Here is a 19528-nt window from a genome sequence, read left to right on the forward strand (position 1 = left end):
CTTAACCGCTCGTTATGAGCCAGGCAATTAGCAAACGGAATGCGGGAATGGGCAATAAAAGCAGAAAAAACAGCTGTCAGACACGAATATGGTGAATTCATCTGCTATGAGGGGAGACGCTAATAATTCATCTCTTAAAAAGAGGATGGATCAGGAAATCATCTATTTTTAAGCCTCCCTGAGTGTCTGAAAAAATGCGCACAGAACAAAATATTGCTTGCATAAAAAACCACAGAATAAACCGCATGGCACCATGCGGTTTATTCACCCTGTCTTATCGACGACAAATATTGATCAGCAGCTCTTCCATCCATTGATGCCCTTTATCCCGCCCCGCCGCTTCATGCCAGGAAAGATAACAGGTACGGCTATTCAGCTTGAGCGGCAGAGGTAAAATTTGCAGGCTCAGCGAATCGGAGAACTCTTCAGCAAGCCAGCGCGGTGCAATAGCGACTAGCTGCGTCTGAGAAACGACATTCAATACGCTGACCATCGCCATTCCCTGATAGGCCACGCTGGCTTGTTTATCGGCAGTGTCATACCACGGCAGACTAAATGAGGCATATCTGTCCAGAGCAACCACGGCATGCTGCTCGCTGTAAACATCGCTTTCACGCAGCGGAGAATTCATACGGGGATGTTTTTTGCTGGCGACTAACACCATTTCATCTTTAAACAATGGAACACAGGCAAACTCTGGACGGCGAAACTCTTCATAGCCCAGAACGAACTCCGTTTCCTGATAACGAAGCTGGTGCTCAGTATTTTGATTTAATGATGATTTAAAAACGAGATGAATATTAGGAGCAATCTGTTCAACTTTATTATATATAACAGACGTCAAATAATTGTCTAACGGACTGCAAACACAGAGATGGAAAACCCGTTCACTGCTTAAGGGTTCAAAACCCGAGCCGGGAAGCTCATTTTGTACCAGCTGTAGCGCCTGACGAATCGAACCGAATAGCTGGAATGCACGCGCCGTGGGCTGGATACCTCTTCCATAGCGGACGAATAACTCGTCGTTAAACATCACCTTAAGTCTGGCTACGGCATTACTCACGGCAGGTTGAGACATTCCCAGAGATTGCGCTGCTCGCGTAATATTCTGCTCCTGCATAACTGCATCAAATACAGTTAACAGATTGAGATCCACTGTGCGCAACTGAGGCTTAACCCCATCATAAGTCTGTGGTTGGTTAATATTATTTTCTGGCATTTCTGACTCCACCGTCACGCTAAATTCCCTTTGCCAAGGTACAGTAATAACTTCGAAAAATATGATTTACCATGCATATACAACAAGCGAAAGGAAATTATTTAAAATTCGGAATATATAAAGAAACCCCATTCAACGAGCGACTTTACGCATCCCATAAATGAAGAGCTAAAAATCGTTCAAAAGATATCTCAAACTTTAATGTGGGCATGAAACCATAAATCAGACAAATGCACAATCAACGCACTCATTAATAATGACTTAAGTGTTATTAAACTATTAATGGCATACATCGCATTTTCATTAACAAAATGATATCAATTTTGATAACTTACTCACCCGCAAATCATTCATGTAATTTATAAATCAATGATATGAAACAGATTCCATTTCACAGCACATTGGTAAAAATAGTATGTTCAATTGCTACCAATTATATTCAAATTATTCCAGAGATGAATCGCCAGTCCAATAATAGACAATAAAATCGGTTAGACATGCAAAAACCAGCACAATTAGCTAATGAGTTTATCCTGTACTGAGTGGCCGTTTTGCCTGAGAGGGGTTGACATGAGTTGGCGTATCCAGTACCACTAAAAGCATATCGCATTCACCTGGAGCACGATTCATGATTCGCATCCTTCGTTTCACCGGTCTACTACTACTAAACGCATCCACTGTGCGCGGTAGACTGGCGGGCGAAATTCAGCGTTGAATCGTCTTCAGTAAAACTAAAAACCCGCGCCACTGCGCGGGTTTTTTTATGCTCGTAGCAAGGCGCCCTAAGACTGACAAGGACCTAACCCATGAGCCAGCAAGTCGTTATTTTCGATACTACTTTACGTGACGGTGAACAGGCATTACAGGCGAGCCTGAGTGTTAAAGAAAAACTGCAAATTGCTCTGGCCCTCGAACGCATGGGTGTAGACGTAATGGAAGTCGGCTTTCCCGTCTCCTCGCCAGGTGATTTCGAGTCAGTGCAGACCATCGCCCGCACCATCAAAAACAGCCGCGTGTGCGGTCTGGCTCGCTGCGTAGAGAAAGATATTGATGTGGCCGCGGAATCCCTGAAAGTTGCAGAAGCCTTCCGTATCCATACATTCATTGCCACCTCCCCCATGCACATTGCGACCAAGCTGCGCAGTACGCTGGATGAAGTGATTGAACGTGCGGTGTATATGGTCAAACGCGCGCGTAACTACACTGATGACGTCGAATTCTCCTGTGAAGATGCAGGCCGCACGCCGATTGACGATTTGGCCCGTGTGGTGGAAGCCGCCATCAATGCCGGCGCCAAAACCATCAACATCCCTGATACCGTCGGCTACACCATGCCGTTTGAGTTCGCCAATATCATCACCGGCCTGTATGACCGCGTACCGAATATTGATAAAGCGATTATCTCCGTCCACACCCACGATGATTTGGGTCTGGCCGTGGGCAATGCCATCGCAGCCGTCCACGCCGGCGCGCGTCAGGTAGAAGGCGCGATGAACGGTATCGGTGAACGCGCGGGCAACTGCTCGCTGGAAGAAGTGATCATGGCGATCAAAGTGCGCAAAGACATTATGAACGTGCACACTCGCATCAATCACAACGAAATCTGGCGCACCAGCCAGACCGTGAGCCAGATTTGCAACATGCCGATCCCGGCGAACAAGGCGATTGTTGGGGCTGGCGCGTTCGCCCACTCCTCCGGTATTCACCAGGATGGCGTGCTGAAGAACCGTGAAAACTACGAAATCATGACTCCGGAATCCATCGGTCTGAACCAGGTTCAGTTGAACCTGACCTCGCGCTCTGGCCGCGCGGCTGTAAAACACCGTATGGAAGAGATGGGTTATAAGGACAGCGATTACAACATGGATCAGCTGTACGACGCATTCCTGAAGCTGGCTGACAAGAAAGGCCAGGTCTTCGATTACGACCTGGAAGCACTGGCATTCATCAATAAACAGCAGGAAGAGCCAGAACACTTCCGTCTGGACTACTTCACCGTTCAGTCAGGCTCAAGCGATATCGCTACCGCCTCCGTCAAGCTGGCCTGCGGCGATGAAATTAAAGCGGAAGCCGCCAACGGTAACGGCCCTGTGGATGCCATTTACCAGGCGATTAACCGCGTCACTGAGTACGACGTAGAGCTGGTGAAATACGACCTGACGGCAAAAGGGCACGGTAAAGACGCCCTGGGCCAGGTTGATATCGTCGTCAACTACAACGGTCGCCGCTTCCACGGTGTGGGTCTGGCGACAGATATCGTCGAATCCTCCGCGAAAGCGATGGTGCATGTCCTGAACAACATCTGGCGCGCCGCCGAAGTCGAAAAAGAGTTGCAACGCAAAGCTCAGAATAAAGAGAACAACAAGGAAACCGTGTGATGTCGAAGAATTACCATATTGCTGTGTTGCCGGGTGACGGTATTGGCCCGGAAGTGATGGCACAGGCGCTGAAAGTACTGGAAGCTGTTCGTTCGCGTTTTGCGATGAAAATTACCACCAGCCACTACGACGTGGGCGGTATTGCGATTGATAATCACGGTACTCCCCTGCCGAAAGGGACTGTAGAAGGCTGCGAAAATGCCGATGCCGTTCTTTTTGGCTCCGTGGGGGGCCCAAAATGGGAACACCTGCCGCCAGCAGAGCAGCCAGAGCGCGGTGCGCTGCTGCCGTTGCGCAAGCACTTCAAACTGTTCAGCAACCTGCGTCCGGCGAAACTGTATCCGGGGCTGGAAGAGTTTTGCCCGCTGCGCGCGGATATCGCGGCCAACGGTTTCGACATCCTGTGCGTGCGTGAGTTGACCGGCGGCATCTACTTCGGTCAGCCAAAAGGTCGCGAAGGCAGCGGTCAGCATGAGAAAGCGTTTGATACCGAGGTCTATCACCGTTTTGAAATCGAACGTATCGCCCATATCGCGTTTGAGTCAGCGCGCAAACGCCGCCGTAAAGTGACCTCTATTGATAAAGCAAACGTGCTCCAGTCGTCTATTTTGTGGCGCGAAATCGTCAGTGAAGTCGCTAAGCAGTACCCGGACGTTGCGCTGTCGCATATGTATATCGACAACGCAACGATGCAGCTGATCAAAGATCCGTCTCAGTTTGACGTGCTGCTGTGCTCCAACCTGTTCGGCGATATTCTCTCGGATGAATGCGCCATGATCACCGGCTCCATGGGTATGCTGCCCTCGGCCAGCCTGAACGAAGAAGGCTTTGGCCTGTACGAACCGGCGGGCGGCTCCGCGCCGGATATCGCAGGCAAAAACATCGCCAACCCGATTGCGCAGATCCTCTCCCTGGCTCTGCTGCTGCGCTATAGCCTGGATGCAGGCGATGCAGCAACCGCAATTGAAAACGCCATTAACCGGGCGTTAGAAGAAGGCGTCCGTACCGGTGATTTAGCACGCGGCACGGCGGCAGTCAGTACCGATGAAATGGGCGACATCATTGCCCGCTATGTCGCTGAAGGGGTGTAATCATGGCTAAGACGTTATATGAGAAGTTGTTTGATGCGCACGTGGTCTACGAAGCACCAAACGAAACCCCACTGTTGTACATCGACCGTCATCTGGTACATGAAGTGACCTCTCCTCAGGCATTTGACGGCCTGCGCGCGCACAAGCGCCCGGTGCGTCAGCCGGGTAAAACCTTTGCCACGATGGATCACAACGTTTCCACCCAGACCAAAGACATCAATGCATCTGGCGAGATGGCGCGTATCCAGATGCAGGAGCTGATTAAGAACTGTAACGAGTTTGGCGTGGAGCTGTACGATCTGAACCACCCCTATCAGGGTATCGTCCACGTAATGGGGCCTGAGCAGGGGATTACCCTGCCAGGCATGACCATCGTCTGCGGCGACTCCCATACCGCAACCCACGGCGCATTTGGCGCGCTGGCGTTCGGGATTGGGACCTCTGAAGTTGAACACGTTCTGGCGACGCAGACCCTGAAGCAGGGCCGCGCCAAAACCATGAAGATTGAAGTGAAGGGGAAAGCCGCGCCGGGTATCACCGCGAAAGATATCGTGCTGGCGATTATCGGCAAAACCGGCAGTGCAGGCGGCACCGGTCACGTCGTTGAGTTCTGCGGAGATGCTATCCAGGCGCTGAGCATGGAAGGTCGTATGACCCTGTGCAACATGGCCATTGAGATGGGCGCCAAAGCAGGACTGGTGGCCCCAGACGAAACCACCTTCAACTATGTGAAGGGGCGTCTGCATGCGCCGAAAGGTCAGAATTTTGACGACGCGGTAGCGTACTGGAAAACCCTGAAAACGGACGAGGGGGCAATTTTTGATACCGTTGTGACGTTACAGGCGGAAGAGATCGCCCCGCAGGTCACCTGGGGCACCAACCCGGGCCAGGTGATTTCTGTCAACGACAGCATTCCTGACCCGGCTTCCTTCGCCGATCCGGTCGAGCGCGCCAGTGCGGAAAAGGCGCTGGCCTATATGGGGCTGAAACCCGGCGTACCGCTGACCGACGTGAGCATTGATAAAGTGTTCATCGGCTCCTGTACCAACTCCCGTATTGAAGATTTACGCGCTGCGGCAGAAATTGCTAAAGGCCGCAAAGTGGCGCCGGGCGTGCAGGCGCTGGTTGTGCCGGGCTCCGGTCCGGTGAAAGCCCAGGCGGAAGCGGAGGGTCTGGATAAGATCTTTATCGAAGCAGGCTTCGAATGGCGCCTGCCCGGCTGCTCCATGTGTCTGGCGATGAACAACGACCGCCTGAATCCGGGCGAGCGATGTGCCTCCACCAGCAACCGTAACTTTGAAGGCCGTCAGGGCCGCGGTGGGCGCACCCACCTGGTCAGCCCGGCAATGGCCGCCGCTGCGGCAGTCACCGGTCATTTCGCCGATATTCGCAGCCTGAAATAAGGAGACAATCATGGCAGAGAAATTTACCCAACATACGGGCCGTGTTGTCCCGCTGGATGCCGCTAACGTCGATACTGACGCTATCATTCCTAAGCAGTTTTTGCAGAAAGTGACGCGCACGGGTTTTGGTGCGCATCTGTTCAACGACTGGCGCTTCCTCGACGATAAAGGCGAAGTGCCAAACCCGGAATTCGTCCTGAACTTTCCGGAATACAAAGGCGCCTCCATTTTGCTGGCGCGGGAAAACTTTGGCTGCGGATCGTCGCGTGAACATGCGCCGTGGGCATTGACCGACTACGGCTTTAAGGTGGTTATCGCCCCAAGCTTCGCGGATATCTTCTACGGCAACAGCTTTAACAACCAGCTGCTGCCGGTGACGCTGAGTGACGAACAGGTCGATGAACTGTTTGCGCTGGTGCAGGCAAATCCGGGGATTTCGTTTGAAGTGGATCTGGAAGCGGAAGTGGTGAAAGCCGGGGATAAAACCTACAGCTTCAGCATTGATGCGTTCCGTCGCCACTGCATGCTGAACGGTCTGGACAGCATTGGTTTAACTCTCCAGCACGAAGACGCCATCTCCGCGTACGAGAAAAAACAGCCTGCGTTTATGGGCTAAAGACAATGGCCCGCAAAAAGCGGGCCATTGATTTGTTTCGTAAAGCCGCCTTCCAGAATCAGACATCCTTAACCCGGCAAGTCAGCCCAAGCGTAACCACCGAAATCGCGGCAATCACCCAGTAAACTGAGCCATGCCCGTAACTTTGCGCCAGCGCCCCCTGAATCACCCCCGCCAGGATCACTCCGGTCGAAATGCTGTTGGTAAAAAGCGTGGTCGCAGAGCCTGCGCGTCCGGGCATAAGATCCTGGAACCAGAGCATGCCGATCCCGGCAACGATGCCGATAAATACCGCGTTAAACAGCTGTAACGTCAGCAAAGCTTCACGCGAATGGAACAGGATCAGCCCCGCGTAGAACACCACCCCAGCCGCCACGGCGACGACCATCATCCGACGCTTTCCGAAACGTTTGACGTAGTAACCCGCCAGAATCATCGCCGGGATCTCCAGCCCGGCAGCGGTGCCCATCAGGATCCCCGCGAGCTTGTCGGGCAGTCCCAGATCGCTGCTGATCCACAGCGGCATATCGATAATGTACATGGTGTTGCAGGTCCACATCAGCGTGGAGGCGATAAACAACATGCGGACGTTTTTATCCTGCCAGCCGCTCACCTGCGTGATGGGCTTGTCCGTCACCTGCTCTACGCGCGCCACCGATGGCAGCGCAAAGGCTATCAGCGCCAGGCTGATGACAAAAATCCCCGCCGCGATGGAAAACATGGTGGTGAAGCCGTAGTTCAGCGCCAGCATGAACGCCAGCGGGGGACCAATGACCCACGCCAGCGAGAGCTGCGCACGCATCACCGAGCTGAACATCACCACTTCCCTCGCCGAGTTGTCGGCGTACTCCCGTGCCAGGGCGAAGAGCTGCGGCATGGCGGTGTTCGCCAGAGAGGCCAGCAGCACGCCGCAGGTAATGAGCGTCAGGTAATGGCGGTTGAAGGCAAACAGCAGCGCGTTGCCCACGGCCATTGCGCAACAAAAGAGGATCAGCTTGCGGCGATCGCCCTGGCTGTCGGATCGTTTCGCCAGCCACAGGCTGACGAGGATCCCGGCAATGGCGTTGACGGTGTAGAACAGGCCCACCCAAAACGGCTGCGCCCCCACCTCGCGGCTGAGAAACAGGCTCAGCGTCGGCGCCTGTAGCGCGCCGGCTACGCCCATCATGAAGGCCACCAGCATAAAAGCGGCGTACACGCCATTCAGGCGTCGCCCCATCGTCATCAACCAGAGCATGCGCAAGTCCTTATGAAAGCGAATCGAAATTGGGTGAAATAGTAAACGAAAAAAGCCAGCAAAAAACATTTTGCTGGCGGGTGATTAGCACCAATACTCAGTCACACATGATCGAGGCGAGTTAGCGAGAAGAGGTCGGTTTCGTAACGTCCCACTGCATCAGATCTTCCAGTATTCTCAGCCGCTGCTCTGCGCACTGGCGGGCCAGCCAGGACACTCCCTTTGTCGCTGAAAAATAGTGCTGATAAAACTGACGTGCGGTAGACCTCTTCATAATTTACCTCCTCGCTTCATCGATAAGGATTATTGGCTTAATATAGGGATTAATAAATTGCTGATTTTTTGTCAGGAGTTCCCCTTTTATGCCTTCTGGTCGTCTGCAACAACAATTTATCCGCCTCTGGCAGTGCTGCGAGGGGCAATCGCAGGAGACCACGCTGAACGAGCTGGCTGAACTCCTCAACTGCTCCCGGCGTCATATGCGTACCCTCCTCAACACCATGCAGCAGCAGGGCTGGCTAAACTGGGAGGCTGAAGCCGGACGCGGCAAGCGCTCGCGCCTGACTTTCCTTTATACCGGCCTGGCGCTACAGCAACAGCGGGCGGAGGATCTGCTGGAGCAGGACCGCATCGATCAGCTGGTCCAGCTGGTGGGCGACAAAGCCGCCGTGCGCCAGATGCTGGTCTCGCATCTGGGACGCAGCTTTCGTCAGGGACGCCACATTCTGCGGGTGCTTTACTACCGCCCAATGAAAAATCTGTTGCCCGGTACGGCGTTACGGCGTTCTGAAACCCACATGGCCCGGCAGATATTCAGCGGCCTGACGCGGATAAATGAGGAAAACGGGGAACTGGAAGCGGATATTGCCCATCACTGGCAACAGGTGTCTCCGCTGCACTGGCGCTTTTTTCTACGCCCCGGCATTCATTTCCACCATGGACGCGAGCTGGAGATGCGCGACGTTATCGATTCCTTAGAGCGAGCCCGCACGCTGCCGCTCTATTCGCATATCTCGCGGATCCACTCCCCAACGGCCTGGACGCTGGATATTGAGCTATCGCAGCCGGACAAATGGCTTCCGTGGCTTCTGGGCTACGTCCCCTCAATGATCCTGCCTGCCGAGTGGCGCTCCCTGAACAATTTTTCCAGCCAGCCGATTGGTACGGGCCCCTACTCCGTTACACGAAACAACAGTAATCAGCTGAAGATCCGCGCCTTTGATGATTACTTTGGCTACAGGGCGTTGATCGACGAAGTGAACGTCTGGGTGTTACCGGATCTCAACGAAGAGCTGAGCGCAGGCCTGACCCTGGAAGGGCCAACAGCCGGTGAAAAGGCGTTCGAAAGCCGCCTGGAGGAGGGCTGCTACTACCTGCTCTTTGATAGCCGCAGCCATCGCGGGGCAAACCACGACGTACGCAGGTGGATCAGCCATATTCTTGCCCCTGCTAACCTGATTTATCACGCAGAGGAGCAATACCAGACCTGGTGGTTCCCGGCCTATGGCCTGCTTCCGCGCTGGCACCATGCGCAGCCAGTGCGCAGTGAAAAACCTGCCGGACTGGAGACCATTACCCTCAGCTACTATCGCGATCACATTGAGCACAGGTTTATCGCAAGGATCATGAGCACGCTGCTGGCAGCCGAAGGCGTGACGCTGGCGATACAGGAAGTCGATTATGATGAATGGCATCGCGGAGACGTCATCAGCGATATCTGGCTCAACAGCGCAAACTTTACGCTGCCGCTTGATTTCTCGCTCTTTTCTCACCTGTACGAAGTGCCCCTGATTCAGCACTGTATCAACCGGGACTGGCAGCAGGACGCCGCACGGTGGCGGGCAGGAGAAATGGATCTGGCCGCCTGGTGTCAGGAATTACTGGCCGGGCAGACGATCGTACCGTTGATTCACCACTGGCTGCTGATCCAGGGCCAGCGCAGCATGCGCGGCCTGCGGATGAACACCCTGGGCTGGTTTGATTTTAAATCCGCCTGGTTTGCGCCGCCGGAGCCATAACGCTTTCGTAATATTCACCAAATCATTACAATAGCGCCGTTCTCAACGGGGTGCTGCATCACAGATGTGCGCTGAGATAATACCCGTCGAACCTGATCCGGATAACGCCGGCGAAGGGATTTGAGGCTGTCGCTCAAAATCCTTTGCCACTCAACCCTGAGGTGCAAAGTGTTAAAAAACGTTCTTCCTCTGCTGGCGCTGTTTGCGCTGCCTGTTTTTGCTAAGCCTGTTCTGACGGTCTACACCTACGACTCCTTCTCCGCCGACTGGGGCCCTGGCCCGGTGGTAAAAAAAGCCTTTGAAGCGGACTGCAACTGCGAGTTGAAATTCGTGGCGCTGGAAGATGGCGTCTCGCTGCTTAACCGGCTGCGCATGGAAGGCAAAAACAGCAAAGCCGACGTGGTGCTCGGGCTGGATAACAACCTGCTGGAAGCCGCCACCCAAACCAGACTGTTCGCCAAAAGCGGCGTGGCGGCAGATGCCGTTAACGTACCAGGCGGCTGGAAAAACGACACCTTCGTTCCCTTTGATTACGGTTACTTTGCGTTTGTCTACGATAAAAACAAGCTGAAGAATCCGCCCAAAAGCCTGAAAGAGCTGGTCGAAAGTGACCAGAAATGGCGCGTGATTTACGAAGATCCGCGTACCAGCACGCCGGGTCTGGGGCTGCTGCTGTGGATGCAAAAAGTTTACGGGGATAAAACGCCGGAAGCGTGGCAGAAGCTGGCCGCGAAAACCGTTACCGTCACCAAAGGCTGGAGCGAAGCCTATGGCCTGTTCCTGAAAGGCGAAAGCGACCTGGTGCTGAGCTACACTACCTCTCCGGCCTACCACATTATCGCCGAGAAGAAAGACAACTACGCCGCCGCGAACTTTGCTGAAGGGCATTATTTGCAGGTGGAAGTGGCCGCCCGCACCGCCGCGAGCAAACAGCCGGAGCTTGCCGAAAAATTCCTGAAATTTATGATCTCCCCGGCATTTCAGAACGCTATTCCGACCGGCAACTGGATGTACCCGGTCACTGACGTTGCGCTGCCGGCAGGCTTTGAGCAGCTAAACAAGCCGCAAACCTCACTGGAATTTACGCCGCAGCAGGTTGCCGCCCAGCGCGCCGCATGGATTAGTGAATGGCAACGCGCCGTCAGCCGCTGATCCCCGGCTGGTTAGTTCCCGGGCTGCTCGCCGCCGTACTGATGGTCGTCGTCAGCCTGGGTGCATTCCTTGCGCTGTGGTTTAACGCGCCAGAGAGCGATCTGCTCGCCCTCTGGCACGACAGCTATCTCTGGCACGTCATCCGCTTCTCCTTCTGGCAGGCGTTTCTCTCCGCGCTGCTGTCGGCGATCCCGGCCATTTTCCTTGCACGCGCCCTCTATCGCAGACGTTTCCCCGGCAGGCTTGCCCTGCTGCGGCTGTGCGCGATGACGCTGATCCTGCCCGTGCTGGTGGCGGTGTTCGGCATTCTGAGCGTCTACGGTCGGCAGGGCTGGCTGGCATCCCTCTTCAACCTGCTTGGTCTGGAATGGACCTTCTCCCCTTACGGCCTGAAAGGCATTCTGCTGGCGCATATTTTTTTCAATATGCCGATGGCGACGCGCCTCTTTTTACAGGCGCTGGAAAACATTCCCGGTGAGCAGCGTCAGATTGCCGCCCAGCTTGGCATGCGCGGCTGGTCGTTCTTCCGCTTTGTCGAATGGCCGTGGCTGCGACGCCAGATTGCTCCGGTTGCCGCGCTAATCTTTATGCTCTGCTTCGCCAGCTTCGCGACCGTACTTTCTCTCGGCGGCGGGCCGCAGGCCACCACCATTGAGCTGGCGATCTATCAGGCCTTAAGTTACGACTACGATCCGGGCCGCGCCGCGCTGCTGGCGATCGTGCAGATGGTCTGCTGCCTGGCGCTGGTGTTACTCAGCCAGCGGCTAAGTAAAGCGATCCCCACAGGTAGCAATAACCTGACAGGCTGGCGCGATCCGCAGGACAGCCTGCACAGCCGCGTCGCGGATTTTATGCTAATCGCATTGGCACTCCTGCTTCTGCTGCCCCCGCTGCTGGCCGTTATTGTTGATGGCCTGAATCGCAATGTGTTGTCGGTACTGCAACAGCCTGTCCTGTGGCAAGCAACGTGGACCTCATTGCGCATCGCGCTGGCTGCCGGGCTACTGTGCGTGATCCTGACCATGATGCTGCTCTGGAGCAGCCGCGAACTGCACGCGCGTCATGCCCGTAAAGCCGGACACGCGCTGGAACTGACGGGTATGCTGATCCTGGCGATGCCGGGCATTGTGCTGGCGACCGGATTCTTTTTACTGTTCAACAGCACCATCGGCCTGCCGGAAAGCGCCGACGGCATCGTCATTTTTACCAACGCACTGATGGCCATCCCTTACGCGCTCAAGGTGCTGGAAAACCCGATGCGCGACGTCAATAGCCGCTACAGTTTGCTGTGTCAGTCGCTGGGCATGCAGGGCTGGCAGCGTCTGAAGGTGGTCGAACTGCGCGCGCTAAAGCGTCCGCTGGCCCAGGCGCTGGCGTTTGCCTGCGTGCTGTCGATTGGCGATTTTGGCGTTGTGGCCCTCTTCGGCAACGAGGATTTCCGCACGCTGCCGTTCTGGCTTTATCAGCAAATTGGCTCCTATCGTAGCCAGGACGGCGCCGTCACGGCGCTGCTCCTGTTGCTGCTGTGCTTTGCGTTATTTACCGTTATCGAAAAACTTCCGGGGCGTGATGTTAAAACTGACTGATATAACCTGGCTTTATGAGCACCTGCCAATGCGTTTTACCCTCTCCGTTCGTCAGGGAGAGCGAATCGCAGTGCTTGGCCCCAGCGGGGCCGGAAAAAGCACCCTGCTCAATCTGATTGCCGGTTTTTTACAGCCTGCCAGCGGGTCGATCGTCATTGATAATGGCGAGTATACCTACGCTCCGCCGGCTAAGCGCCCGGTGTCGATGCTGTTCCAGGAAAACAATCTGTTCAATCATCTTACGGTGTGGCAGAACATCGCGCTGGGTATGGATCCGGGGTTGAAGCTCAATGTTGCGCAGCGTCAGACGCTGGAGGCGATCGCCGAACAAATGGGCCTGGCTGCGTTTATCAACAGACTACCGGGTGAGCTTTCCGGCGGCCAGCGCCAGCGCGTGGCGCTGGCGCGCTGCCTGGTGCGCAAGCAGCCGCTGCTGCTGCTCGATGAACCCTTTTCGGCGCTCGACCCCGCTCTGCGTCAGGAAATGCTCTCGCTGGTTGAGGAGGTTTGCGAGCGCGAACAACTGACGATGCTGATGGTTTCGCATAGCATCGAAGATGCCGCACGCATCGCGCCGCGATCGGTGGTGATCGCGGAGGGACGTATTTTGTGGGATGGGACAACCGACGCCTTAATGAGCGGAAAAGAAAGCGCGTCAGGATTACTGGGTATAAGACCGTAGGCCGGGCAGCCGCCCGGCGTTTAACGGCTCACCACTTTCAACAGGATCTCGCCGTACACCGGCATCAGCGGGTGGCGGATCAGCGCTACCAGCGCGACCACTGCCACGCCGAGCGTAAGCGGGGCCAGCCAGAGCAGGCGCGTGCGCGGAAGATAGCGCGTCAGGCGATCAACACTGGCTTTCGCGCTGCGCCACAGGCGCCAGCAGAGCCAGACCGCCAGCCACAGCAGCACCGCCGTGCCCAGCAGCAGCCACTTGAACTCACCGCTTTGCATACTGTCAGGGATATCGATCGCCGCGCCTGCGAGGATCCCCGGCAGGAAGTAGAACGGCGGCCAGAAGACGCAGCCGATGATATTCGGCAACACAAACTTCGCGACGGGCAGATCCAACATCCCCGCCACCATCGGCACCAGCGGGCGCGTTGGGCCAACAAAGCGCCCCACAAGGATAGTGAACATGCTGTGCTGGTGCAGCGCGTGCTCGGTTTTATCCAGCAGCGCTTTGTTCTTTTTCATGAACGACCAGCGGTGCAGCGGCTTCTTAAAGCGCCAGCCCAGCCAGAAGGAGATCCAGTCCCCCAGCAAACAGCCGATAATACCGGCCATCCACGCCTGCCAGAAATTGACCTCGCCGCTGCCGATAAGCGCCCCAAGCCCTGCCATCATCACGGTGCCGGGCAGGATCAGCCCGACCAGCGCCAGCGACTCCAGAAACGCCACCAGCGCCACGGCGATGAGCGAATACATAACGGACTGGGTAATAAAATGTTCCAGCAATGCCTGCATAACTATTCCGGTCAGAAAACGAATCAGCGATTCTGCTTAGCGCCCTGCACCGCGTCAAGGCATCAATTGTCTGAATAGTTTACAAGATGCGCCTGAAGTTCACCTGAATGTTTACCGATTATTCACATCCCGCACGGAATTCGCTCGGGCTGGCACCGGTGCACTTCTTAAACACGCGAGAGAAATAGAGCTGATCCTCAAAGCCGACGTTACGCCCGACGGTGGCGATAGGCATTCGGGTGGTGCTGAGCAGCAGTTTCGCCTGGCTGATGCGCTGATCCTCGCGCCAGCTGAGTACGCTCACGCCAAGCTGCTGGCGGAACAGATGCGACAGCCGTGACGGCGACAGGCACACATGCTGGGCGACGCTGGCAATATCAAACTGGCTGTCGGCAAGGTGGTCGCTGATGTACTGGCAGGCGTCGCGGACGCGGTTGTCCAGCGGCGGATTAAGCGACTCGTTGATGGCCTCCATGCGGCGCAGCAGCACCTGTTCAAGCAGGTTGATGGCCAGCAGTTCGGCGTAGCGCCCGCCCGCCTGCCCTGCCTCAATAATCTGTGCGAACAGCTCACGGAACTGCGCCAGATGCGCCTCATCCGGGCGATATAAACCGGTATGGGCGAAAATGGCCGGCCACGAGAGCCACTCCTGCCAGTAGGCGCGCGGACGGAAATAGACCCACTGGTGATACCACTCTTTGGCATCCGGGTGGCGCCCGTAGTGATGGATCTCCCCCGGCGGGAACAGCAGCATATCACCGGGGCGGCAGATAAACTGTTGATCCCCATTTTTGACGACCCCTTCTCCGCGTACGGTCAGGTTCAGGATATATCCCTTCATGCCAAGAGGGCGATCGACGTAAAAATCGAGATATCCCTCGGCCTCAATTGGCGTCAGTCCCGCCACCAGATGGGCGTTAAATGAGTAGCCCGGCAGTAAGGGATCGTTTTGCGGTTCGGCCATAGATTCAGTTCTCCCAAGGGTCCTGAAGGAAACCAATTGTCCATATCGATAAAAGCAGTATAAAAATGGCCCGCGAAAAGATCCAAAAAGCATCACGCCTCTTTTACGTCCGCCATGTTTCAGCCTTTCCCCCTGATTTCTCCGCCAGCACGGGCGGATAAGCAGTAACAAAAGTGTCTATAAGTGCGGCAGAAATGTCCACATAGAATATTTGCACGGCGTCACACTTTGCGTGGCTACAGCAATTTAGTCCATAAGATTAGCGGATCCTGCCTGACGATTTTTGTCCCTAGTCTCTAATGTTCTTCCATACCTGTTTTTTGGATGGAGCAACACCATGGCAATTGCAATTGGCCTCGATTTTGGCAGCGACTCAGTTCGCGCGCTGGCAGTGGACTGTACGACTGGCCAGGAGATAGCAACCAGCGTTGAGTGGTATCCGCGCTGGCAAGAGGGGCGCTACTGCGATGCGCCAAACAACCAGTTCCGTCACCACCCGCGGGACTACATCGAGTCGATGGAAGCGGCGATCAAAACCGTTCTGGCGGAGTTGACCGACGCCCAGCGGGCCGATGTCGTGGGGATTGGCGTCGACAGCACCGGCTCAACGCCTGCCCCTGTCGATGCCGAAGGCCGCGTACTGGCGCTGCGACCGGAGTTTGCCGACAACCCGAACGCCATGTTTGTGCTGTGGAAAGACCATACCGCCGTGGAAGAGGCGGAAGCCATCACCCGCTTATGCCATCAGCCGGGCAAAACTGACTACTCCCGCTACATCGGCGGGATTTACTCCAGCGAGTGGTTCTGGGCCAAGATCCTGCACGTTACCCGCGCGGACGCGTCGGTCGCACAGGCAGCGGCGTCATGGATTGAGCTGTGCGACTGGGTTCCCGCCCTGCTCTCCGGCACCACGCGTCCGCAGGATATTCGCCGCGGCCGTTGCAGCGCCGGGCATAAATCGCTGTGGCATGAAAGCTGGGGTGGTCTGCCTCCGGCAGCGTTCTTCGATGAACTCGACCCGATCATCAACAAAAACCTGACATACCCGCTGTTCACCGACACCTTCACCGCCGATATCCCGGTCGGCACGCTCTGCGAAGAGTGGGCGAAACGCCTCGGTCTGCCGCAAAACGTGACCATTTCCGGCGGCGCGTTCGACTGCCATATGGGGGCCGTGGGCGCGGGTGCGCAGCCCAACACGCTGGTGAAAGTTATCGGCACCTCCACCTGTGACATTCTGACGGCAGATAAAGCCAGCGTCGGCGACCGCGCGGTGAAAGGCATCTGCGGCCAGGTTGACGGCAGCGTGGTGCCTGATTTTATCGGCCTTGAAGCGGGCCAGTCCGCCTTCGGTGATATCTATGCCTGGTTTGGCCGCGTGCTCGGCTGGCCGCTGGATCAGCTGGCTGCCGCGCATCCTGAACTGAAAACGCAGATTACGGCGAGCAAAAAACAGCTCCTGCCGCAGCTCACCGACGCCTGGGCAAAAAATCCGTCTCTCGACCACCTGCCGGTGGTGCTGGACTGGTTCAACGGCCGTCGTACGCCGTTTGCCAACCAGCGTCTGAAAGGAGTGATTACCGATCTCAACCTCGCGACCGACGCGCCCGCGCTGTTTGGCGGCCTGATCGCCGCCACCGCGTTCGGCGCGCGCGCCATCATGGAGTGCTTCATCGACCAGGGCATTGACGTGAACAACGTGATGGCGCTGGGCGGGATCGCCCGTAAAAATCCGGTGATTATGCAGGCCTGCTGCGACGTGCTGAACCGGCCGCTGCAAATTGTGGCCTCCGATCAGTGCTGTGCGCTGGGTGCCGCGATTTTCGCTGCCGTGGCCGCAGGCGTCCATGCGGATATCCCGACCGCGCAACAGCATATGGCGAGCGCCGTCGAAAATACGCTCCATCCGCAGACTCAGCAGGCACAACGCTTTGAACAGCTTTATCAGCGCTACCAACAATGGGCAAAAAGCGCCGAACTTCACTATCTCCCTGTCGCCGCCCCGGCCAAAAGCACCGCGGACACTACGGCAACCCTGACACATTAAGGACACGATAATGACCATTTTTAATAATTATGAAGTGTGGTTTGTGATTGGCAGCCAGCATTTGTACGGACCGGAAGCGTTGCAGCAGGTGACGAAACACGCGGAGCACGTTGTGAATGCGCTGAACGCGGAAGCCAAACTGCCGTGCAAACTGGTGCTGAAGCCGCTGGGGACTACCCCGGACGAAATCACCAACATTTGCCGCGATGCCAATTACGATGACAAATGCGCTGGCCTGGTGGTGTGGCTGCACACCTTCTCACCAGCCAAAATGTGGATCAACGGCCTGGCTATCCTCAACAAACCGCTGTTGCAATTCCACACGCAGTTCAACGCCTCCCTGCCGTGGGACAGCATCGACATGGACTTCATGAACCTGAACCAGACCGCGCACGGCGGCCGCGAGTTCGGCTTCATCGGCGCGCGCATGCGTCAACAGCATGCCGTGGTGACCGGCCACTGGCAGGATGGCCAGGCACAAAAACGCATTGGCTCCTGGATGCGTCAGGCGGTATCTAAGCAGGATACCCGTCACCTGAAAGTGGTGCGTTTCGGCGACAACATGCGCGAAGTGGCGGTCACCGACGGTGATAAAGTGGCCGCGCAGATTAAATTTGGCTTTTCCGTCAACACCTGGGCGGTGGGCGACCTGGTGCAGGTGGTGAATGACATCAGCGATGGCGACGTTAACGCGCTGGTGGACGAGTACGAAAGCAGCTACCGTCTGACGCCTGCGGCACAAATCAACGGCGACAAGCGCCAGAATGTGCTGGACGCGGCGCGCATTGAGCTGGGCATGAAGCGCTTCCTGGAACAGGGCGGCTTCCACGCTTTTACCACCACCTTTGAAGATCTCCACGGCCTGAAACAGCTCCCGGGTCTGGCGGTACAACGTCTGATGCAGCAGGGCTACGGCTTTGCGGGCGAAGGCGACTGGAAAACTGCCGCTCTGCTTCGCATCATGAAGGTGATGTCAACCGGTCTACAGGGCGGCACCTCTTTTATGGAGGACTACACCTACCACTTCGAGAACGGCAACGATCTGGTGCTCGGCTCGCACATGCTGGAAGTGTGTCCATCCATCGCGGTTGAAGAGAAACCGATCCTCGACGTGCAGTACCTCGGCATTGGCGGCAAAGCGGATCCGGCCCGTCTGATCTTCAACACCCGTACCGGCCCGGCCATTAACGCCAGCCTGATCGACCTCGGCGACCGTTTCCGCCTGCTGGTGAACTGCGTCGATGCGGTGGAAACTCCGCATTCTCTGCCGAAACTGCCGGTCGCCAACGCCTTGTGGAAAGCGCAGCCTGACCTGCCAACCGCGTCGGAAGCCTGGATCCTGGCCGGCGGCGCGCACCACACCGTATTCAGCCACGCGCTTGACCTGAACGATATGCGTCAGTTTGCCGAGCTGCACGACATCGAACTGACCGTGATTGATAACGATACCCGTCTGCCAGCCTTTAAAGACGCGCTGCGCTGGAACGAAGTCTATTACGGTTCAAAACGCTAAGCCCTGAATGCCCGGTGGCACTTCGTTTACCGGGCCTACGGTTCTGTAGGCCGGATAAGCGAAGCGCCATCTGGCAGGAGACGACAATGTTAGAAGATCTCAAACGTCAGGTACTCGAAGCCAACCTGGCGCTGCCAAAACATAACCTGGTGACCCTGACCTGGGGCAACGTCAGCGCCGTTGACCGGGAAAAAGGGGTGTTCGTGATCAAGCCTTCCGGCGTGGATTACACGGTAATGACCGCAGAAGACATGGTGGTGGTCAGCATCGAAACGGGTGAAGTGGTTGAAGGCAATAAAAAGCCCTCCTCCGATACGCCCACTCACCGCCTGCTGTATCAGGCCTTCCCGACCATCGGTGGGATTGTGCATACCCATTCGCGTCACGCGACCATCTGGGCGCAGGCGGGCCAGCCTATTCCGGCGACCGGCACCACCCACGCGGACTACTTTTACGGCACCATTCCCTGCACGCGTCTGATGACCGATGCGGAGATCAACGGTGAGTACGAATGGGAAACCGGGAACGTGATCGTCGAAACCTTCGAAAAACAGGGAATCGACGCGGCGCAAATGCCCGGCGTGCTGGTGCACTCCCACGGCCCGTTTGCCTGGGGTAAAAACGCGGAGGACGCTGTGCACAACGCGATCGTGATGGAGGAAGTCGCCTATATGGGGATCTTCTGCCGCCAGATGGCACCGCAGCTGCCGGACATGCAGCAAACCCTGCTGGATAAGCATTACCTGCGTAAGCACGGTGCGAAAGCCTACTACGGGCAGTAAACCTTTGCCCGGTGGCGCTGCGCTTACCGTGACTGCGGAACCTCTAGGCCGG

17 protein-coding genes and 1 riboswitch are annotated in these 19528 nt (G+C 56.3%); of the genes, 12 read left to right on the forward strand and 5 right to left on the reverse strand.

All coding sequences use genetic code 11. The features are described 5' to 3' along the window. Positions 1–274: 274 nt before the first annotated feature. Positions 275–1219, reverse strand: coding sequence for a transcriptional regulator LeuO (leuO, locus tag CU081_RS23970; RefSeq protein ID WP_022650390.1), 945 nt, complete (start codon positions 1217–1219; stop codon positions 275–277). A gap of 628 nt (positions 1220–1847) precedes the next feature. Here leuO and leuL point away from each other — a divergent pair. The 5 genes from leuL (at position 1848) to leuD (ending at position 6707) form a co-directional block, all read left to right on the forward strand. Beyond that, entirely contained in the window at positions 1848–1934 is an 87-nt protein-coding gene (gene leuL / locus CU081_RS26940; RefSeq protein WP_100185520.1) for a leu operon leader peptide, read from the forward strand. A 91-nt stretch (positions 1935–2025) separates the two neighbouring features. Then, complete coding sequence (gene leuA, locus CU081_RS23980; protein WP_003856378.1) at positions 2026–3597, forward strand: 2-isopropylmalate synthase; 1572 nt, start codon at positions 2026–2028, stop codon at positions 3595–3597. Further along, positions 3597–4688: a 3-isopropylmalate dehydrogenase gene (gene leuB / locus CU081_RS23985; protein ID WP_003856380.1), complete on the forward strand. Its 1092-nt coding sequence runs from the start codon at positions 3597–3599 to the stop codon at positions 4686–4688. The genes leuA and leuB overlap by 1 nt, the downstream gene beginning before the upstream one ends. Before the next feature lie 2 nt (positions 4689–4690). After that, positions 4691–6091 carry a 3-isopropylmalate dehydratase large subunit gene (leuC, locus tag CU081_RS23990; RefSeq protein ID WP_003856382.1) on the forward strand — a complete coding sequence of 467 codons (1401 nt, stop codon included), beginning with the start codon at positions 4691–4693 and terminating at the stop codon, positions 6089–6091. A 10-nt stretch (positions 6092–6101) separates the two neighbouring features. After that, complete coding sequence (leuD, locus tag CU081_RS23995) at positions 6102–6707, forward strand: 3-isopropylmalate dehydratase small subunit (RefSeq protein ID WP_003856384.1); 606 nt, start codon at positions 6102–6104, stop codon at positions 6705–6707. A 58-nt stretch (positions 6708–6765) separates the two neighbouring features. On the opposite strand, the gene CU081_RS24000 is transcribed toward leuD, so the two are convergent. Further along, complete coding sequence (locus CU081_RS24000) at positions 6766–7944, reverse strand: sugar efflux transporter (protein ID WP_003856386.1); 1179 nt, start codon at positions 7942–7944, stop codon at positions 6766–6768. Between the two features lie 121 nt (positions 7945–8065). After that, the gene (gene sgrT, locus CU081_RS24005; protein WP_003856388.1) at positions 8066–8218 is read right to left on the reverse strand and encodes a glucose uptake inhibitor SgrT; all 153 of its coding nucleotides are present in this window, start codon (positions 8216–8218) and stop codon (positions 8066–8068) included. 88 nt (positions 8219–8306) lie between these two features. On the opposite strand from sgrT, the gene sgrR reads away from it, so the two are divergent. The 4 genes from sgrR to thiQ all read left to right on the forward strand — a co-directional run bounded on the left by sgrR (position 8307) and on the right by thiQ (position 13382). Further along, positions 8307–9962, forward strand: coding sequence for an HTH-type transcriptional regulator SgrR (sgrR, locus tag CU081_RS24010; RefSeq protein ID WP_003856389.1), 1656 nt, complete (start codon positions 8307–8309; stop codon positions 9960–9962). Positions 9963–9998: 36 nt separating this feature from the next. Further along, positions 9999–10099, forward strand: a riboswitch (TPP riboswitch). Between the two features lie 31 nt (positions 10100–10130). Further along, a complete protein-coding gene (gene thiB, locus CU081_RS24015; RefSeq protein WP_003856391.1) occupies positions 10131–11114 on the forward strand; it encodes a thiamine ABC transporter substrate binding subunit in 984 nt (327 codons plus the stop codon). Then, positions 11090–12700: a thiamine/thiamine pyrophosphate ABC transporter permease ThiP gene (thiP, locus tag CU081_RS24020; RefSeq protein ID WP_003856395.1), complete on the forward strand. Its 1611-nt coding sequence runs from the start codon at positions 11090–11092 to the stop codon at positions 12698–12700. Before thiB ends, thiP begins: the two co-directional genes overlap by 25 nt. Further along, complete coding sequence (gene thiQ / locus CU081_RS24025) at positions 12684–13382, forward strand: thiamine ABC transporter ATP-binding protein ThiQ (RefSeq protein WP_003856397.1); 699 nt, start codon at positions 12684–12686, stop codon at positions 13380–13382. Before thiP ends, thiQ begins: the two co-directional genes overlap by 17 nt. Positions 13383–13402: 20 nt before the next feature. On the opposite strand, the gene CU081_RS24030 is transcribed toward thiQ, so the two are convergent. Continuing rightward, a complete protein-coding gene (locus CU081_RS24030; protein ID WP_039268723.1) occupies positions 13403–14170 on the reverse strand; it encodes a DedA family protein in 768 nt (255 codons plus the stop codon). A 118-nt stretch (positions 14171–14288) separates the two neighbouring features. Next, positions 14289–15134 (reverse strand): arabinose operon transcriptional regulator AraC, encoded by an 846-nt coding sequence (gene araC / locus CU081_RS24035; protein ID WP_003856402.1) that lies wholly within the window; start codon positions 15132–15134, stop codon positions 14289–14291. Positions 15135–15471: 337 nt separating this feature from the next. On the opposite strand from araC, the gene araB reads away from it, so the two are divergent. The 3 genes from araB (at position 15472) to araD (ending at position 19476) form a co-directional block, all read left to right on the forward strand. Next, positions 15472–17181, forward strand: coding sequence for a ribulokinase (gene araB, locus CU081_RS24040; RefSeq protein ID WP_022650387.1), 1710 nt, complete (start codon positions 15472–15474; stop codon positions 17179–17181). A gap of 10 nt (positions 17182–17191) precedes the next feature. Further along, entirely contained in the window at positions 17192–18694 is a 1503-nt protein-coding gene (gene araA, locus CU081_RS24045) for an L-arabinose isomerase (RefSeq protein WP_003856405.1), read from the forward strand. Positions 18695–18780: 86 nt separating this feature from the next. Then, on the forward strand, positions 18781–19476 hold the full coding sequence (gene araD, locus CU081_RS24050; RefSeq protein ID WP_003856407.1) for an L-ribulose-5-phosphate 4-epimerase: 696 nt from the start codon (positions 18781–18783) through the stop codon (positions 19474–19476). Positions 19477–19528 lie beyond the last annotated feature (52 nt).

This window comes from Enterobacter sp. CRENT-193, assembly GCF_002787395.1.
In the GTDB taxonomy this organism is placed as follows: Bacteria; Pseudomonadota; Gammaproteobacteria; order Enterobacterales; family Enterobacteriaceae; genus Enterobacter; species Enterobacter hormaechei_C.

Coding starts and splice junctions, on each gene's coding strand:
- sgrR (WP_003856389.1), top strand. CDS start 8,307: ATGCCTTCTGGTCGTCTGCAACAACAATTTATCCGCCTCTGGCAGTGC.
- araC (WP_003856402.1), bottom strand. CDS start 15,134: ATGGCCGAACCGCAAAACGATCCCTTACTGCCGGGCTACTCATTTAAC.
- araD (WP_003856407.1), top strand. CDS start 18,781: ATGTTAGAAGATCTCAAACGTCAGGTACTCGAAGCCAACCTGGCGCTG.
- CU081_RS24030 (WP_039268723.1), bottom strand. CDS start 14,170: ATGCAGGCATTGCTGGAACATTTTATTACCCAGTCCGTTATGTATTCG.
- araB (WP_022650387.1), top strand. CDS start 15,472: ATGGCAATTGCAATTGGCCTCGATTTTGGCAGCGACTCAGTTCGCGCG.
- CU081_RS24000 (WP_003856386.1), bottom strand. CDS start 7,944: ATGCTCTGGTTGATGACGATGGGGCGACGCCTGAATGGCGTGTACGCC.
- leuB (WP_003856380.1), top strand. CDS start 3,597: ATGTCGAAGAATTACCATATTGCTGTGTTGCCGGGTGACGGTATTGGC.
- leuL (WP_100185520.1), top strand. CDS start 1,848: ATGATTCGCATCCTTCGTTTCACCGGTCTACTACTACTAAACGCATCC.
- leuO (WP_022650390.1), bottom strand. CDS start 1,219: ATGCCAGAAAATAATATTAACCAACCACAGACTTATGATGGGGTTAAG.
- sgrT (WP_003856388.1), bottom strand. CDS start 8,218: ATGAAGAGGTCTACCGCACGTCAGTTTTATCAGCACTATTTTTCAGCG.
- thiP (WP_003856395.1), top strand. CDS start 11,090: ATGGCAACGCGCCGTCAGCCGCTGATCCCCGGCTGGTTAGTTCCCGGG.
- leuD (WP_003856384.1), top strand. CDS start 6,102: ATGGCAGAGAAATTTACCCAACATACGGGCCGTGTTGTCCCGCTGGAT.
- araA (WP_003856405.1), top strand. CDS start 17,192: ATGACCATTTTTAATAATTATGAAGTGTGGTTTGTGATTGGCAGCCAG.
- leuC (WP_003856382.1), top strand. CDS start 4,691: ATGGCTAAGACGTTATATGAGAAGTTGTTTGATGCGCACGTGGTCTAC.
- leuA (WP_003856378.1), top strand. CDS start 2,026: ATGAGCCAGCAAGTCGTTATTTTCGATACTACTTTACGTGACGGTGAA.
- thiQ (WP_003856397.1), top strand. CDS start 12,684: ATGTTAAAACTGACTGATATAACCTGGCTTTATGAGCACCTGCCAATG.